This window comes from Nocardioides sp. TF02-7, assembly GCF_022437945.1.
GTDB lineage: Bacteria > Actinomycetota > Actinomycetes > Propionibacteriales > Nocardioidaceae > Nocardioides.
The window spans coordinates 3,425,014-3,441,469 of sequence record NZ_CP092535.1; the positions used below are offsets into that span (position 1 = coordinate 3,425,014).

Genomic DNA, 16,456 nt, shown 5'->3' on the forward strand with positions numbered 1-16,456 from the left:
CGGAGCATGCCTGCCATGTTCCGCTCCCTGAGCATCCTGACCGCCCTCCTCCTGTCGGCCACCGGCTGCGCCCTGCTGCCGGACGACGATCCCGAGGCCCTCGCCGACGACCTGGCCGAGGCCCTGAGCTCGCACTCCTTGGCCGAGCTGCCCCTGACCCGCGACGCCGACCGGGACCGGCACGCCGAGCTGGTCGACCCGTTGGACGGGCAGGAGCCCGAGGTCACGGTGGCCGGCGTCGACGTCGACGGCGACACTGCGGAGGTCACCCTGCGGTGGGCCTGGTCCTTCCCCCCGCAAGACGTGGCGCTACACGACGACGGTCCGGCTGGTCGACGACGGCAACCGGTGGGAGGTCGACTGGACTCCTGGCGCGCTCGTACCCGGCCTGCGTGACGGCGACCGTCTCGGGCTGTTCACGCTCGACGGCGACCGGGGGAGGATCCTCGGCCAGGACGACGTCGTGCTGGTGGAGGACCGGCCGGTGCTGCGGTACGGCCTCGACAAGACGAAGGTGAGGCCCGCACGAGCCGCCTCGAGCGCCGAGCGGATCGCCGAGGCGCTCGACATCGAGGCGTCCACCTACGTCGAGCGGGTCCGGGCCGCCGGCCCCGAGGCGTTCGTCGAGGCGCTCGTCCTCCGCGTCGAGGACGCGCGTGAGGACGTGGACCCCGGTTACGCGCAGATCCCCGGCGCCGTGGCGATCGAGGACCAGCTGCCGCTCGCGCCGACCCGGGAGTTCGCCGCCGAGCTGCTCGGGCGGGTGGGACCGGCGACGGCCGAGATGATCGAGGAGTCGGGCGGCGAGATCGAGGCCGGCGACGTCGTCGGGACGTCCGGCCTGCAGGCGAGGTACGACGACCGGCTGGGCGGCACCCCCGGGCTCGAGGTCGTGGCGGTGGGCGCGGACGACCGCCGCCGGCGGCTGTTCCGGGCCGCGCCCGACCACGGCCGCGACCTGGTGACCACGATCGATCCGGCCCTGCAGATGCGGGCGGAGGAGGTGCTGGCGACCCTGGGGGAGGACGGGCCGCGTTCCGCCCTCGTCGCGATCCGTCCGTCGGACGGCGAGGTGCTGGCGGTTGCCAACGGCCCGGGCAACGGGGGGCTCAACGTCGCGACGGCCGGGCAGTACGCGCCGGGCTCCACGTTCAAGGTGGTCACCGCGCTGGCGTTGCTGCGCGCCGGCGTCGAGCCCGACGACGTCGTCTCCTGCAACGACACGGTCACCGTCGACGGTCGACCGTTCGAGAACTACGACGACTACCCCGCCGGTGAGGTCGGTGACATCACGTTCACCGCGGCCATCGCCCACTCGTGCAACACCGCCCTGATCGCCGCCCGCGACCGGCTCGGGAGCGACGACCTGCGGGCGGCGGCGGCCGCGCTGGGCCTGGGCGTGGACCACGACCTCGGCTTCCCGGCGTACTTCGGCCAGGTCCCGACGGCCTCCGGCGAGACCGAACACGCCGCTTCCCTCATCGGTCAGGGCAAGGTCCTGGCGAGCCCCATGACCATGGCCGCCGTCGCTGCCTCGATCGCCGCCGGGCGCACCGTGGTGCCGACCCTCCTGACCGGCCACCGGGTCGACCCGCCGCACCCGGACGCCCCGCTGACAGAGTCGGAGAGCCGGACCTTGCGCGAGCTGATGCGCGCGGTCGTCACCGACGGCTCGGGAGCCTTCCTCGCCGACGTCCCGGGCGAGGTGGGGGCGAAGACCGGGACGGCCGAGTACGGCGAACCCGGACCGGACCGGGCGCTCGCGACGCATGCCTGGATGATCGCCACGCGGGAGGACCTCGCCGTCGCGGTGTTCGTCGAGACCGGCGACTCGGGCTCGGGGACCGCCGGCCCGCTCCTCGAGGAGTTCCTCCGTTGAACCTGCGACCGGGGTCCCGCGTCGCGCGCCGCGTCGCCGGGCTGGGCGTCGGCTCGGTGGCGATGGGTGTCCTGGTCGCCGGCCTGGTGCTGCCGATTGCGACCGTGGCCGGGGTGACGGCCCGCGAGCTCGCCGAGCACGTCGAGGACCTGCCGCGCGAGCTCGAGCTGGACGACCTGCCCCAGCGGAGCCGGCTGCTCGACCGTGACGGCAACGTGATCGCGACCGTGTTCGAGCAGAACCGCGTCGTCGTCCCCCCTCGGGCGCGTCTCCCGCACGCTGGTGCAGGCCGTGCTGGCGATCGAGGACCACCGCTTCTACCAGCACGGGGCGCTCGACGTGCACGGCACGGTACGCGCGCTCGTCAGGAACGCGGTCAGCGGCGGGGTCGTGGAGGGCGGTTCGTCGATCACGCAGCAGCTGGTCAAGCAGACACTCGTCCACCAGGCCGACGGCCCGGCCGAGCGCCGCGCCGCGACCCAGGAGACCTTCGCACGGAAGCTGCGCGAGCTGACCTACGCGATCGGCCTGGAGAAGCGGCGCTCCAAGGACTGGATCCTGGAGCGCTACCTCAACACCGTCTACTTCGGCGACGGCGCCTACGGCATCCAGGCGGCAGCCGAGCACTACTACGGCGTCGACGCCAGATCGCTCGACCTCAACCAGGCCGCCACGCTCGCAGGTTTGGTCCAGAACCCCACGGCGTACGACCCGACCGACCACCCGGCACGGGCACGTGCCCGCCGTGACGTCGTCCTGGACCGGATGGCGGAGCTGGGCGTGGTCCGGCCGCACCGGGCCGCACGGGTCCAGCGGCGGGGGCTGGCGCTCGACCCGCGACGGACGCCGAACGGCTGCGTCGCGAGCGACGCCCCGTTCTTCTGCGACTACGCCCTGGAGTTCCTGTACGCCGATCGGAGGCTCGGCGCGACACGCGAGGAGCGGCAGGAGCTGGTCCGGACCGGCGGCCTGACCATCCGCACCACGCTCGACGTCGGCTGGCAGCAGGCCGCCGACTCTGCCGTCGCGGAGCGGACCGACCCGACCGACCGTGCCATCGGCGCGCTGGCGATGACCGAACCGGGCACCGGCGAGGTGCGCGCGCTGGCCCAGTCGCGGCCGATGGGTGCCGACCGGCGCGCGGGGGAGACCTTCCTCAACCACGTCGTGCCGACGCAGTACGGCGACTCCGCCGGGTTCCAGGCGGGCTCGACGTTCAAGACGTTCGTCCTCGCCGCCGCGATCGAGCAGGGCATCCCCGCTGGACACCACCTATGTCACGCCCGACGAGGTGGTCTTCGACCAGGCCGACTTCGCCAACTGTCCCGGCGCTGCTCCGTTCAGCGGGACGTTCTCGGTCGGCAACGACGCGGTGCGCTCGTCCGGCCGCGAGAACCTCTACTCCGGCACGCGTCGGTCCATCAACACCTTCATCCTCCGCCTCGAGCAGGAGACCGGCGTCTGCGCGCCGTTCGAGCTGGCGCGCCGGATGGGCGTCCGCCTGACGGCGCCCGACGGCGACGCGACGACCGGACCCGAGCGGGTGCCGATCTTCCCGCTCGGCGTGGCGAACGCGAGTCCTCTCGAGATGGCCGAGGCCTACGCGACCTTCGCCGCCCGCGGCGTGCACTGCGCCTCGCGACCGGTCACCACCGTGCACGACCGGAGTGGGCGGACCGTGCTGGAGCACGAGCCCCGGTGCGAGCGCGTCATGCGTGCCTCGACCGCCGACGCCGTCAACGACGTGCTCCGCGGCGTGCTCGAACCGGGCGGCCTCGTCGCGGAGCAGGCACTGGACCAGCCCGCCGCCGGGAAGACCGGCAACAACGAGGGCCTGTCGGTCTGGTTCGTGGGCTACACCCCTGAGGTGTCCGCTGCGGCGATGATCGCCGGCGCCGACGCGGACGGGACGCCGGCCCTGCTCGACGGCACGGTGGTCGGCGGGGTCACGGTCCACGGCGCGTCGGCGACGGCCTACGCCGCGCCCATCTGGGGCGACGCGATGAGGGTCGTCGACGACGACCTCGACGGCGCCGACTTCGTCGCGCCCGACGGCGTCGCCGGCGCGGGGGGTGGAGACGCCGTCGCGGCAGGACGCCGGGCCGACCGGAAGGGCCGATCCCTGATGGCAGGAGCCGACGCGTCTCGGAGCGGCACTTCGATAGCGATCGACTATCGTGCACGCGGTGGACCTGCTCCGACACCTGCGCTTCTTCACCGCAGTGGCCGAGGAGCGCCACTACGGACATGCGGCGGCGGCCCTCGGCATGACGCAACCGCCCCTCTCCCAGGGCGTGCAGCGCCTCGAGAAGCACCTGGGGGTGCGGCTGTTCGACCGCGACGCCCGCGGCGTGCGGATCACGGAGGCAGGGGCGGCGCTGCTCCCGCGAGCCGAGGAGCTGCTGGCGGCGGCCGACGAGCTCGTCCAGCGGGCCGTCGAGTGGGCCGTGACCCCGTCGCTGCGGGTCGGCCTCGCCGCCGACCTCGAAGGACGGGTCCCGGAGCTGGTGCGACAGCTGGCCGAGCAGCTGGAGCCGGTCGCGCCGGCTGTGGCCGGCAGCGTCGAGCTGGTCGACCGGGTCCGTGCCGGCGACCTCGACCTCGCCGTCGTACGGCACCCCGGCGTCATCGACGGCACCCGGGCCGGTGCGGTGCACATGGTCCCCACCCGGTTGGTCGTCCCCGACGATGGACCCGACCCAGGTGCCGAGGGGGTCCGGATCGCCGAGGTGGCCCGGCCGTTGGTGGTGCCGCCGCGGCGGCACCAGCCCGCCGCCCACGACCAGCTCGTCGACAGCCTGCGACGAGCGGGGCACAGCGGTGAGGTCGTCGAGGAAGCCGATCCGCTCGCGCGGCAGGCGCTGGTCTCGGCGGGGGTCGCCGTCCGGCTGACCCCCGACCCGGGATCCGGTCGCGACCTGGCCGGCGCACCCCTGCCGCTGCTGCTCCGCGTCGTGCTCCCGGTGCCTGCCGCCCGGCGCAAGGACGTCGACCACGAGCGGGCGGCGCACATCATCGAGCAGTGCCTGTCGTGAGCGTCGCCGACCGGCTTCACGCGATCGCACAGGACGCCGGCGTCACCGCCTGGGTGCACGCCGTGCGCATCGCGGGCCCTCGCGAGGCGGTGACCTTCGCCGGGGACGAACCGGTCGCCGTCGCCTCGCTCTACAAGCTGCCTCTCGCCGTCGCCTGGGCAGACCTCGCGACCACCGGCGCCCTCGACCCGACGGAGCGGCTGGCGCTGCGGCCGACCGCGCGGGCCCCGGGCCCGACGGGGGTCGCGATGCTCCTGGACGAGGTCACCCTCACCCTCCGCGACGCCGTGCGGTTGATGCTGGCAGTCTCCGACAACGCCGCGGGCGACGTGGTGCTGCAGCGGGTCGGCCTCGACCGGGTGTCCCGCTGGATCGCCGACGCCGGACTGGAGGACACGGTCGTGCGGCGCGGGTCCGCCGAGAGCCTGCGCATCGTCCAGCGGGAGACGGGTGCGTCCAGCGCTGCACTGGCGGAACGCGCGCTGGCCGACGTCCGGCACGACGTCGTCACGAGCGAGTACGACTCCGCGCTGGCCAGCTCCTCGACCGCGGCCGACCTCTGTCGGCTGCTGGAGCTGCTGTGGTCGCGCACCGGAGCCGCGCACGCGCTGGTGCGGGACGCGCTCGCCCACCAGGCCTGGCGGCACCGCATCGGCTCCGGCTTCCCCACGACGACGTGGCGGTCCACGGCAAGACCGGCACGCTCGGGCGGCTGCGGCACGAGGCCGCGGTCGTCGCCTTCCCCGAGGAGCACCCCGTGGCCGTCACGGTCCTCACCCGGGCCGCGCGGGCCGAGCGGCACCTGCCTCGGGTCGACGCCGCGATCGGTGAGCTCGCGCGCGCGGCGGTCACCCCACTCCGGATGCCCGCAGGTCGGCCGCCGGGCTCGGGCGCACCAGCAGCACCATGGTGACCAGCGTGACGGCGGTGAGGCCGATGGCGACCCACACGGGTCCGAGCTCGCCGGCCGACGTCGCGAGGGAGGCGGCGCCCATCGCCGGACCGGCGACGGCTCCGACGTTGAGTGCCGCGGTCGCGTAGGCGCCGCCCATCGTCGGGGCGTCGACCGCCGCATAGAGAACCCGGGCGATCAACGTGCTCCCGACCGCGAACGCCAACGCACCCTGGGTCGACACGAGGACGAGCAACGCGGCCGGGTGGGCCGCGAGCAGGGGCGAGAGCAAGCCACCCCACCAGCAGCAACGGCCCACCCACAGCGAGGACCACGCCGGGACTGGATCGGAGGATGGCGCCACGGCTCGCGGGCGGGCGCGGGGCGGGCGCCAGGAGGTGGGCGACCGCCTGGGTTCCCGGAAAATACTGGACAGGCGGACTGGTGACCGCTGTTGTTGAGCGGGTGGGCTGCGGCGAAGAAGACATTTAACGGACCCAAAACGGGGCTGGCCGCGCTGGCTGGGAGGAAGAATACTTATGGAGGCGTTTGCTCTGGGAACTATTGTATATCCACTACCAACAGCTGTGTTTTTTGAGAAGCACGTTCAGGTCGTCTGCGGACTTCACTGAAGATGTGGTGAGTCTTTCCTTGCAACTGGGGCATATAAAACAGAGCAGTAATCATGAAAGATGGTGACACATAATCTTGTCTTCCTGCTGCCAGTCCATGGCATGGTGTGATAAAATCATGCTCTAGCTGTTTCAGAGACTTTGACATGTAACTCTATTTAGTCACATTTGTGGCTCATTCTTGCATCCATGAGATCACAAAACTTTTGTGTTGAGAGCTTAGCATTGAATCTTCTGGCTTTTCTTGCATTTCAGAAAAATGAAGATGACATGTCAACATAAATGTCAAACTTGTGTGGCTGTCAACTGGGCCTGAAACAGCCCTTCATGCCTATTAAAGAAGGCATGGTCTTTTTGGAAGCATTTTCATGTTTGGGGCTACTACATCTGATCTTGCCTGGCATGGCTCTTGCAAACACTTGTTTACCAAAATCTTTCTTAACGTCACTAATCACTTTCACCAAAACTTAAAGTAACAATATCCAACTTTCAGCTCCTTCATTTATATTCAAAGTACCCTTAACATTTATTCCATTTAGCAGCTGCTGTCTGCTTCGCTGCTTTATCAGAACTTTCAGAAATGAAGGACAACAAGGGCATCATGTGCAGGTAACACCAAAATTAACCACCAGCAGGCATTTATTGGTGGAAAACAACGGGCTGGCACAAAATGAAACTGGCACCGCGCCCGGCACCGCACCCCATCATCAGGCTTCTCAAAGGCTGTTTGCTTGCTTTTGACAAGAACGCTGCTTCCCTGCCCCCTGCTGGGACCTGCTGCTGTACACCAGGCAACTTGTGGACAGTGACTGCCGGCAGGCATGCTGCAAAATAACCCGCAATACCGCTGGCTGGCACCCCAGGTCCGGGCAATAAAATGCGCAGGCTGGCTGGCGCTTCGTCGATCTGACACTACACCCAGCACTAATCCTGCTTTTTTTTAACGCGGTACGCGTGCCGTCGTACGACGGCCGGGCGCGGCGCCGCGGCTCGACGGCGTCGAGGAGCACGTGGGCGAGTTCGACGACCCGGGCTTCGCTGCCCGCGTGGTGGCCGGCGCGGCCGCCGTGGTGACCACGGTGCACCCGATGGGATCCGACCTCGCGACCCAGCGTCGGGTCGGAGTCGAGGGCACGCAGGTGGTCGCGCGGGCGGCCCGCGACGCCGGAGTCGCCCGACTGGTCCACGTGTCGACCGCGGCGGTCTACGACCGCTCGCCCGGCGTCGGTGACGTCGACGAGGCCGCCGACCTCGTGCCCGACGACGCCGGCGCCTACGCCGTCACCAAGCGCGACACCGACGCCGCGCTGGCCGGCATCGACGGCATCACACGGGTCCTCGTGCGCCCGCCGGCGATCCTCGGGCCGGGGGAGAGCTCGATCTGGAACACCCTGCGCCCGCAGCACGTCCGCGACGACGCGGACGCGCGCCGGACACCGCCGGACAAGAGCTTCGCGTGGGTCCACGTCGACGACCTGGTGACGCTGGTCGCCGACGTCGCGACCGGCCGGATCGGCACGGCGGACGCCCCGGGGGCGGGGCCGGTCGACGGCGGCTGCACGCCGGTCAATGTGGCGGCGGGCCCGGCCACCGCCCGCGACTACTTCGGCACCGTCGCCCGGGCCGTCGGAGTCGAGCCGGTGTGGGTCGACGAGCCGGCGTGGACCGGCCGGATCGTCGCCGACCGGGCGCGCTCGTGGGGCTGGTCGCCGGCGGTCGACCTCGACCGGGCCCTCGCCGAGCTGGAGGCCGGGCTGCGCGCGTGACTGCGGCTCCCGCACGTTGGGGGAGGTCATACGGACAGGGCCACCGGTGACCCCGACCGTATGACGTCCTGGGACGACAGCACACGCACGCGTCACCCGTGACCGCCGCGTCCTCGCCCTCGGCCGCAGTTTCCCAGAAACGCTTGCAGATCGGTCGAAGTGGCGTAGCGTGAGGGAGTCCTCGACGCGCTCAGGAACCCGGGCGCCGGTCGACTTCTCTCGGTAAGGGCCAGACATGCTGTCCGTGGTCACTTCTCTCCATCCCCCGCACGCGGTCGTCTCCCCCGGCGGGCGAGCTCGACATCTTCTCCACCCAGGTCCTCAAGGAGCGGCTCGACGTCGTCGTCGACCGCGGCTGCACCGACCTCGTCCTCGACGTGTCCGCCGTGTCGTTCGTGGACGGGTCGGCGCTCGGCGCGCTGGACCGCTACCGCTGTCACGTCGGCGGCCGGGGTGGCCGGCTACGGGTGGTCGGTGCCGACCACCGCTTCCTGCGCAACTGCAAGCTGGCCGGCTATGCACCGCTCCTCGGGAGGAGCGTGCCCGCCGGCGACGCCGGGTAGGGCGGAACGGCGGAACATCAGCCGCCGGCGAGCGGCTCGAAGAGCGTCTCGATCGCACGCCTCGCGTTCCGGCTGTAGACGGGGAGCGCCTGCTCGACGCCGTACCGCAGGTCCTCGAGGGCACGCGCGCGGGCATAGAACTCCGACCGGGCCACGACCCCTTCGTCGACCTCCCCGAGGCGCTCGAGCACCCGGTCGCGGGCACGGGCGCCGAGGTCCCGCAAGACCAGGCCGAGGTCGAGGGCCGGGTCGGTGACGGCGGCGTCGGACCAGTCGATGACCCCGGTGACCTCGCCGGTGCGCGGGTCGACGAAGACGTGCTCGGCACCGAGGTCGCCGTGGCAGAGCCGTGGGCGGGGCGCCGGCGGCAGGTGGCGGCGTCGTGAGGAACCGCTCGACCGCCCTGCGCACCCGCGGCCGCAGCGGGGCGGTCACCTCCATGGCGACGGGCTCGAGCTCGGCGAGGTACTCGTCGGGGGTCGTGGCGTCGCGCGGCACCAGGCCGGCGACCAGCCGTCCGGGGATGTCGGCGAGGGCGGCCTGGAGCTCGCCGAGCCGTGCCGCCCAATCGTCGACCAGCGGCGTGGGAGGCGGCGGGCGCTCGTCGAGCCACTCGAGGAGCGGAACGCCAGGGATGCGGGTCATCTCCATCGCCTGCTGGTCCGGCCAGACCTCGACCACGCGCGGCACCGGGACCGGCGCGCGGGTGGCGAGGAGCTCGAGCAGCCGGGCCTCGCTGGCGACCGACAGCCCGTCGTCGCCGGCGGCCGACCGGCGGCGTACGACGGTCCCCGGCGCGCGGCCGTCGGTCACGTGGTGCCCGGTGCCGTGCGCCTCGGTCCGACCGGTGTCCGGGTCGGGGATCTCCTTCGTCTCGGAACGCTCCATCCGCTACCTCCTGCTGGCGGGCCGACACCATGATGACCCGTCGACGCCGGGGCCGCCGTCGCCCCGGGGCGACCGGTCGTCGCCCGCCGGCGACGGTTGCCCACGAGCATCGGCCTTGGTGCTCCGGCGGCCGTAGCATCGGGGGACCAGCGAGACCGAGGACCGACCATGCAGCCACGACACGGAGACCTGCTGCTCGGCCTGGGCGTCGCCACGGCCCTGGCCGTCGTGGTGAGCTCCGACCAGGGACGCGGCGGCGCGGTGGACCCGCGCGCCTACGTGTGGGCCGTCGGCTTCGGAGCGTTGATGCTGCTGCGTCGACAGCACCCCGTCCTGGTCCTGGTGCTCACCGCGCTCGGCTACTTCAGCTACCACGCGGCGGGGTTCCCGGCCATCGGGGTCGCGGTCCCGATGGCGGCGGCGCTGTACTCCGCCGCCGAGATGGGCCACGTCCCCGCCGCAGGTGCCACGGCCCTGGTGACCCTCGGCGGGGCGACCGGCTACCGGCTGCTGGCCGGGCAGGACCCTGCGCTCGTGCTGGGCTACGAGCTGGTGTCCCACGGCGCGCCGATGCTCGCGGTGGTCGCGCTCGGGCACAGTGTCCGCACCGGGCGACGGCTCCGCCTGCGCACCGAGCAGGTGACCCGGCTCCTCGACCGCCAGGGCACGTTGGACGCCGAAGCGAGGCTGCGCGAGGAGCGGGTGCACCTGGCCCGCGAGCTGCACGACTCCATCGGGCACTCCTTGGCGATCGCCTCGCTCTACGCCAACGTGGCCCGCGACGCGGACGACGACCCCGAGCGACGCCGCAGCGCGTTGGAGCTGGTGCGCAGCGGCGTCTCCGACTCCCTCGCCCACCTCCGGCGCACCGTCGCGCTGCTCCGCACGCCGGGCAGCGACGCGGTGCCCTCGACCCCCCGGCTGACCGACCTGACGCACCTCGTCGCTGCCCCCTCGCGGGCCGGGTACGACGTCTTGCTCGAGGTCGACGACGTCCGGGCGCCGCCGGAGGTCGAGGCCGCGGCGTTCCGGGTCGTGCAGGAGGCGGTGACCAACACGGTGCGGCACTCGACCGGGACGCGCATCCGCGTCCGCGTCCGCGAGGAGCCGCGAGGACACCTCTCGGTGGAGGTGGCCGACGACGGCGCTCCGGTGACCACCGACGACCCGGGCCAGGGTCACGGGCTGGGACACGGGCTGGGACACAGGCAGGGTCACGGGCTGAGCGGGCTGGCCGAGCGCGTCCACGGCCTGGGCGGTCGGCTCGAGGCCCGGCCCACCGGGGAGGGCTGGGTGGTCCGCGCCGACGTCCCGATGGAGGCGGACCGGTGACCACCGTCCTGCTCGTCGACGACCAGAACCTGCTGCGCGCGGGCCTCCGGGCGATCCTCGAGAACGCCGACGACATCTCCGTCGTCGCCGAGGCGGCGGACGGCCGGGAGGCGCTGGCCCGCGGGCGGGAGCACCGTCCGGACATCTTCCTCATGGACCTCCGGATGCCGGTCATGGACGGGATCCGAGCCACCCGCGCGATCCGGGCCGACCCGGTGCTGGGTCGCACCCCCGTGCTGGTCCTGACCACGTTCGACGACCAGGACGACGTCACGGAGGCGCTCGCCGCCGGCGCCGACGGCTACCTCCTCAAGGACATCGACGCCGACGACCTGCGGCGTGCGGTCCGTCGCGCGGCCGCGGGCGAGCCGCAGGTGGCGCCGGAGATCGTGCGCCGGATGATGGAGCGGGTGGCCGCCCTGCCGACCCGGCGTACCACCGAGGCCGCGCTCGCCGGGCTGACCGACCGCGAGGTCGAGATCCTGGCCCACGTCGGGCGGGGGATGACCAACGAGGAGATCGGCAGGGCCCTGTTCCTGAGCCGGGAGACCGCCCGCACCTACGTCAGCCGGTTGATGACGAAGCTGGCCGCGCGCGACCGGGCGCAGCTGGTCGTCCTCGCCCACCGGGCGGGTCTCGTCGACTGACCACCCCCGACCGTGGACTCGGGGTGTCCCCGGGTACGTCGTCGCTCCGGGGCGACGGCGGGCGCGCTGCCAGCGGGATCCGCGGAGGAGGGTGGGCGCCTAGCGTCCGGAACATGCGCGACGATCCTTCCTTCTCCTCGTCCACCGGCCCGCCTCAGCCTGCCGCCGGCCGGCGGCTCGGCCTTCCGCTGTGGGCGGTCGTCGGTCTCGCCCTGCTCTCGGTGCCCCGGATCTTCGCCCACGACCTCGGGCTCGGCGGCGGACCGATCCCGGCGCTCCTCACCGTCGGACCGGTGGTCGTGTGGGTCGTGGTGGTCCTCGCCGCCCGGGTGCCGTCACCGTGGGTGACGCTCCTCGCGGTCGGCGTGCTCTACGGGGTGGCACTCGGCGTCGTCCACAACGTCCTCTGGGACGAGGTGTTCGCGGACGACCCGCCCGGGCTCGGCGCCCTCGACCCGGAGCGCGCCGAGCTGCCGCTGCGGGTCGCAGCCTTCGTCAGCAGTGTCTTCACCGGCACCGCGGTCGGGCTCGTCGCCGGACTGGTCGCGACGGGGCTCCGGGCGCTCGCCGGCAGGTGGCGCCGGTGAGACGGGTCGAAGTCGCCCGTGTGCAGCGTCGACCCGGCAGGACCCGCGCCCCTCGACGTAGCCGCCTGCGCCTGAGGGGGAGGCGGCAGCGGCGGTGTGAACCTAGGATCCCGGCATGACCGAGCGCCTCCGGTCCCTCCGCCCGCCTGCCCGGGTGCAAGACGTCGCGCTCGCGCTGCTCGTCGCGGTGATGCAGGTCCAGGGCACCATGTCCCGTGCCGCCGCCGACCCGGACACCGTGCTCCGGCCGCTGGCGGAGCCCGGTCACCTCGGTCACGCACTCCTGGCCGCGAGTGGTCTCGTCCTCGTCCTGCGCCGCAGGTACCCATTCGCCGTCTTCGTCGCGACCGCGCTCGGCAGCCTCGCCTACTACGCCCTGGACTTCCCCGACGGACCGGGTTGGCTCGCGCTGTTCGTCGCCCTCTACACCCTCACGGCGCACGGCGACGGACGGAGGTCCCTGGTCCTCGCGGGCGTCGGGATCACCGTCCTGGCCGCCTGCTGGCTGGTGGCGGCCGCCGACGTCGAGCCACGGCAGGCGATCGGCTGGGTGTTCTTCCGGATCGGGGCCTCGGTCATGAGCGCCGCGCTCGGTGAGTCGCTCCGGTCGCGCCGGGTGATCGCGACCGAGGCACTGGCACGGGCCGAGCTCGCCGAGCGGACGCGGGAGGAGGAGGCCCGGGCCAGGGTCGCGCAGGAGCGCCTTCGGATCACACGCGAGGTCCATGACACCGTGGCGCACGCGGTCGCCGTCATCAACGTGCAGGCAGGCGTCACCGCTCACGTGCTCGACCGCCGCCCCGACCGGGCCCGCGCGGCCCTGGTCGCCATCGAGCAGACCAGCTCGCGCGCCCTGGAGGAGATGCGAGCGGTGCTCGGCGTCCTCCGCGGGGACGACGGCGCGCGCACGACGTCGCCGGGCCTGGACCAGGTGGACGCGCTCGTCGAGCGAGCCCGCGACGCGGGCCTGGACGTCCAGGTCGCGGAGTCCCGGAACCCGTGCGCCGCGGGGAGCGAGGCAGGTTCCGAGCGCCGTCGACACCGCGGCGTACCGGATCGTGCAGGAGGCGATCACCAACGTCATCCGGCACGTGGGCCCGACCCGGGTCGAGGTCGGGATCCGTCACGACGGTGAGGCGCTGGAGGTGCGGGTGACCGACCGCGGCCCGTGTGCCGACCACCCGGTGGCCGGGCCACCGGGCGACGGGCGCGGCATCCACGGGATGCGTGAGCGTTGCGAGCTGCTCGGTGGTCGGCTCGAGGCGGGGCCTGTCGAGGGCGCGGGGTTCGAGGTGCGGGCGGTGCTGCCCCTCGGGGTGGTCGGATGACGGCCGCAGCCGGCGATCGGCAGCGGGGTGGGCCGATCAGGGTGCTGCTCGTCGACGACGAGGTCCTCGTCCGATCCGGCTTCCGCCTGCTGCTCGACGTCGAGGACGACATCGAGGTCGTCGGGGAGGCGAGCACCGGCGGCGAGGCGGTCGAGCAGGCGAGGGCGACGCGACCCGACGTCGTCCTCATGGACATCCGGATGCCCGGCGTCGACGGGATCCGGGCCACCGAGGAGATCGCCGCCACCCGCGGCCTCGAGAGCACGCGCGTGCTGGTCCTGACGACGTACGAGACCGATTCCTACGTCTACGACGCACTCCGGGCCGGAGCCAGCGGGTTCCTGCTGAAGGACGCGGGTCCCGCCGAGCTCCTCCACGGCATCCGGGTGGTCGACGCCGGTGATGCGCTGCTGGCCCCGAGGATCACCCGGCGGCTCATCGGTAGGCTGACCGCCACCGAAGCGGCTGCCAGGGTCGCCGAGGAACGGTTGTCGGTGCTGACCGTGCGGGAGCGCGAGGTCCTCGCGCTGGTCGGCCGCGGCCTCAGCAACGAGGAGATCGGCGCCGAGCTGGTGCTCAGCCCCGCGACCGCCCGCACCCACGTCAGCCACACGATGCGAAAGCTCGGCGCTCGCGACCGCGCCCAGCTCGTCGTCGTCGCCTACGAGACCGGACTGGTCGGGCGGTAGTCGCCGGTCCGGACGGTGGCGGGCGCCGCTACGCCGAGGAGCGCGCGTCCGGGCGGTCCTGCTACATCGACCGACGTACCCGGTGCCGCCCGGGACCCGATGCGGGGACGGCGCGTGCCGCGGGACATTCGTCGGCATGACTCCTCGAGCAGACGACCGCAACCGTTCTCACCACCGCCCCTCACCGGTCCGCTCGCGGCAGGCGCCGCGACGCCGGGCGTCGACCGCCGGGCGCGTCGCCGCGATCCTCGCCGCGACGTCCTTCGCCGTCGTGCTCGGAGACGTCGCGAGTGCGGCCGACGCGGTCGCCGGCGCTCCGGCGGACCCAGCGGCCGCCGGCTACGAGATGAGCGGAGGTCGCGCGGCTTCCGGCGCCGGACTGCTGGCGTCCCTCGTCGGTATCGCCCTCGGCGTGCTGGAGCTGGTCCGCCTCCGTCAGCCGTCGCGGCGGTCCGCCGGCCGGCCGGCACGTGCCGCCGTGCTCGCCGGGGTCGTGGCCGTGGTCCTGGGCGCGGCGACGATGCTCGGTGCCGACGGCGGTGTCGGCAGCGGAGAGGGCGTCGGCGGAGCGGTGCTGGCGGTCGTGCTGGGCGTCGTGAGCGCGCTGCTCGGCGCGGCGTCGCTGGTCCGCGGTCGCCGGCGGGCCGCTGCGCCGTCGTCGTGAGCCGGCCCGCGACCACGGGCTGCCCCCGGGACTGGCCCGTCGGCGACCCGTTCGTCCTGACAGGATCGCGGCATGGACGTGGTGCGCTCGATCCCGTTGTTCGTGCTGGCCGCCGTCGCCGAGATCGGCGGCGCCTGGCTGGTGTGGCAGGGCGTCCGTGAGCAGCGGGGCCTGCTGTGGGTCGGCGCCGGCATGGTGGCGCTCGGCCTCTACGGGTTCGTCGCGACGCTCCAGCCCGACGCCCACTTCGGCCGGATCCTCGCCGCCTACGGCGGCGTCTTCGTCGCCGGGTCGCTGGCCTGGGGCATGGTCGTCGACGGGTTCCGGCCGGACCGGTGGGACGTCGCCGGGGCCGCGATCTGCCTGGCCGGGGTGGCGGTCATCATGTACGCCCCCGCGGCGCGTAGCGACGACGTTCCCGCGGCACGGCGTCGTCCGCTGCCTAGGTTGGTGTCCATGACGACCGACAAGTCGATGCGGGAGCGGATGCGCTCCGGGGGAGCCCTACATCGCCGACGACCCCGAGATCGCGGCCGAGCTCGGCCGGGCACAGCGGCTGTCCTTCCGGATCAACAGCACCGACCCGACCGACCAGGAGGCCCTGCGGGCGCTGTTCACCGAGCTGCTGGGGGAGTACGGCGACGGCGCCGAGATCCGGCCGCCGTTCCACTGCGACTACGGGAGCCAGACGACGTGGGGCGCCCGCTCGTTCGCCAACTTCGGGCTGGTGGTCCTCGACGTGGCGCGGGTGAGGGTCGGCGAGGACGTGCAGATGGGACCCCGCGTGCAGCTGCTGACCGCGACCCACCCGCTCGAGCCCGGCCCGCGCCGGGACAAGTGGGAGTCCGCCGAGCCGATCGTGATCGGCGACAACGTGTGGCTCGGCGGTGGCGTCATCGTCTGCCCGGGCGTCACCATCGGCGACGACACCGTGGTGGGCGCCGGCTCCGTCGTCACCAAGGACCTGCCGTCCGGCGTGGTCGCGGTGGGCAGCCCGGCCCGGGTGGTCCGCGAGCTCTGAGCCCGGCGAGCCGACCTCGATGTCGGCGGGCGGCCCTACCGTCGTCGGTCATGGAAACGTTCGAGGACCGGTTCGAGGGGGCGACCCTCGACCCCGGGCGCTGGGTCGACCACTACCTCCCTCAGTGGACGACGCCGGAGCGGTCCCAGGCCCGCTACGACCTGCCCGGGCGCGGCCTCCGCCTGCGCATCGACGCCGACCAGCCGGCCTGGCGGGAGGACGACGGCCCGATGCGGGTCAGCAACGTCCAGACGGCGACGTGGTCCGGCCCCGCGGGCAGCACGGTCGGCACCCACCGGCACCGCCCCGACGGGCTGCTCGTGGTGACGCCGCAACCGACGCGGCGGCTGTGGACGCCGACAGCGGGGCGCGTCGAGGTGACCGCGTGCGCGAGCACCGACCCCGACTGCATGCTCGGGATCTGGCTGGTGGGGCTCGAGGCCGGCGATCCCGCGGACTCCGGCGAGATCTGCCTCGCGGAGCTCTTCGGCGACAAGGTCGGCGCCCGTGGCTCCGTCGTGCGCACCGGGATC

At 72.7% G+C, this 16,456-nt stretch carries 14 protein-coding genes and 3 pseudogenes; 15 read left to right on the forward strand and 2 right to left on the reverse strand.

Going from position 1 to position 16,456, the window contains the following annotated elements:
• Positions 1-15 precede the first annotated feature (15 nt).
• From MF408_RS17645 to MF408_RS17660, 4 genes and pseudogenes are all read left to right on the forward strand, one after another.
• Entirely contained in the window at positions 16-396 is a 381-nt protein-coding gene (locus tag MF408_RS17645) for a hypothetical protein (protein ID WP_240248783.1), read from the forward strand.
• Between the two features lie 16 nt (positions 397-412).
• On the forward strand, positions 413-1,879 hold the full coding sequence (locus tag MF408_RS17650; RefSeq protein ID WP_275693493.1) for a penicillin-binding transpeptidase domain-containing protein: 1,467 nt from the start codon (positions 413-415) through the stop codon (positions 1,877-1,879).
• Between the two features lie 258 nt (positions 1,880-2,137).
• Positions 2,138-3,745, forward strand: a pseudogene (locus MF408_RS17655) (transglycosylase domain-containing protein); the annotation flags it as partial.
• A gap of 320 nt (positions 3,746-4,065) precedes the next feature.
• The gene (locus tag MF408_RS17660; protein WP_240248786.1) at positions 4,066-4,914 is read left to right on the forward strand and encodes a LysR family transcriptional regulator; all 849 of its coding nucleotides are present in this window, start codon (positions 4,066-4,068) and stop codon (positions 4,912-4,914) included.
• An 848-nt stretch (positions 4,915-5,762) separates the two neighbouring features.
• Here MF408_RS17660 and MF408_RS17665 read toward each other — a convergent pair.
• Entirely contained in the window at positions 5,763-6,098 is a 336-nt protein-coding gene (locus MF408_RS17665) for a hypothetical protein (RefSeq protein ID WP_240248787.1), read from the reverse strand.
• A 1,305-nt stretch (positions 6,099-7,403) separates the two neighbouring features.
• Here MF408_RS17665 and MF408_RS17670 point away from each other — a divergent pair.
• Positions 7,404-8,204: pseudogene (locus MF408_RS17670) on the forward strand (NAD(P)H-binding protein); the annotation flags it as partial.
• Between the two features lie 260 nt (positions 8,205-8,464).
• A complete protein-coding gene (locus MF408_RS17675; RefSeq protein ID WP_275693494.1) occupies positions 8,465-8,767 on the forward strand; it encodes an STAS domain-containing protein in 303 nt (100 codons plus the stop codon).
• 17 nt (positions 8,768-8,784) lie between these two features.
• On the opposite strand, the gene MF408_RS17680 is transcribed toward MF408_RS17675, so the two are convergent.
• Entirely contained in the window at positions 8,785-9,138 is a 354-nt protein-coding gene (locus MF408_RS17680) for a phosphotransferase (RefSeq protein WP_240252000.1), read from the reverse strand.
• 685 nt (positions 9,139-9,823) lie between these two features.
• Here MF408_RS17680 and MF408_RS17685 point away from each other — a divergent pair.
• The 9 genes and pseudogenes from MF408_RS17685 to MF408_RS17725 all read left to right on the forward strand — a co-directional run bounded on the left by MF408_RS17685 (position 9,824) and on the right by MF408_RS17725 (position 15,923).
• On the forward strand, positions 9,824-10,987 hold the full coding sequence (locus MF408_RS17685; RefSeq protein ID WP_240248789.1) for a histidine kinase: 1,164 nt from the start codon (positions 9,824-9,826) through the stop codon (positions 10,985-10,987).
• Positions 10,984-11,634, forward strand: coding sequence for a response regulator transcription factor (locus tag MF408_RS17690; RefSeq protein ID WP_240248790.1), 651 nt, complete (start codon positions 10,984-10,986; stop codon positions 11,632-11,634). The genes MF408_RS17685 and MF408_RS17690 overlap by 4 nt, the downstream gene beginning before the upstream one ends.
• A 113-nt stretch (positions 11,635-11,747) precedes the next feature.
• Complete coding sequence (locus tag MF408_RS17695; RefSeq protein WP_240248791.1) at positions 11,748-12,221, forward strand: hypothetical protein; 474 nt, start codon at positions 11,748-11,750, stop codon at positions 12,219-12,221.
• 115 nt (positions 12,222-12,336) lie between these two features.
• Positions 12,337-13,356, forward strand: coding sequence for a histidine kinase (locus MF408_RS17700; RefSeq protein WP_240248792.1), 1,020 nt, complete (start codon positions 12,337-12,339; stop codon positions 13,354-13,356).
• Positions 13,313-13,549, forward strand: a complete 237-nt coding sequence (locus MF408_RS17705; protein WP_240248793.1) for a hypothetical protein — start codon at positions 13,313-13,315, stop codon at positions 13,547-13,549. Before MF408_RS17700 ends, MF408_RS17705 begins: the two co-directional genes overlap by 44 nt.
• On the forward strand, positions 13,546-14,238 hold the full coding sequence (locus MF408_RS17710; protein WP_240248794.1) for a response regulator transcription factor: 693 nt from the start codon (positions 13,546-13,548) through the stop codon (positions 14,236-14,238). Before MF408_RS17705 ends, MF408_RS17710 begins: the two co-directional genes overlap by 4 nt.
• Positions 14,239-14,374: 136 nt before the next feature.
• On the forward strand, positions 14,375-14,902 hold the full coding sequence (locus MF408_RS17715; protein WP_240248795.1) for a DUF6223 family protein: 528 nt from the start codon (positions 14,375-14,377) through the stop codon (positions 14,900-14,902).
• 72 nt (positions 14,903-14,974) lie between these two features.
• Positions 14,975-15,298, forward strand: a pseudogene (locus MF408_RS17720) (YnfA family protein); the annotation flags it as partial.
• A gap of 160 nt (positions 15,299-15,458) precedes the next feature.
• On the forward strand, positions 15,459-15,923 hold the full coding sequence (locus MF408_RS17725) for a sugar O-acetyltransferase (protein WP_275693495.1): 465 nt from the start codon (positions 15,459-15,461) through the stop codon (positions 15,921-15,923).
• Positions 15,924-16,456 lie beyond the last annotated feature (533 nt).

What these genes read in the sequence shown, in the direction of transcription:
- MF408_RS17645 (WP_240248783.1), top strand. Translation starts at nt 16, where the DNA reads ATGTTCCGCTCCCTGAGCATCCTGACCGCCCTCCTCCTGTCGGCCACC.
- MF408_RS17685 (WP_240248789.1), top strand. Translation starts at nt 9,824, where the DNA reads ATGCAGCCACGACACGGAGACCTGCTGCTCGGCCTGGGCGTCGCCACG.
- MF408_RS17695 (WP_240248791.1), top strand. Translation starts at nt 11,748, where the DNA reads ATGCGCGACGATCCTTCCTTCTCCTCGTCCACCGGCCCGCCTCAGCCT.
- MF408_RS17700 (WP_240248792.1), top strand. Translation starts at nt 12,337, where the DNA reads ATGACCGAGCGCCTCCGGTCCCTCCGCCCGCCTGCCCGGGTGCAAGAC.
- MF408_RS17710 (WP_240248794.1), top strand. Translation starts at nt 13,546, where the DNA reads ATGACGGCCGCAGCCGGCGATCGGCAGCGGGGTGGGCCGATCAGGGTG.
- MF408_RS17715 (WP_240248795.1), top strand. Translation starts at nt 14,375, where the DNA reads ATGACTCCTCGAGCAGACGACCGCAACCGTTCTCACCACCGCCCCTCA.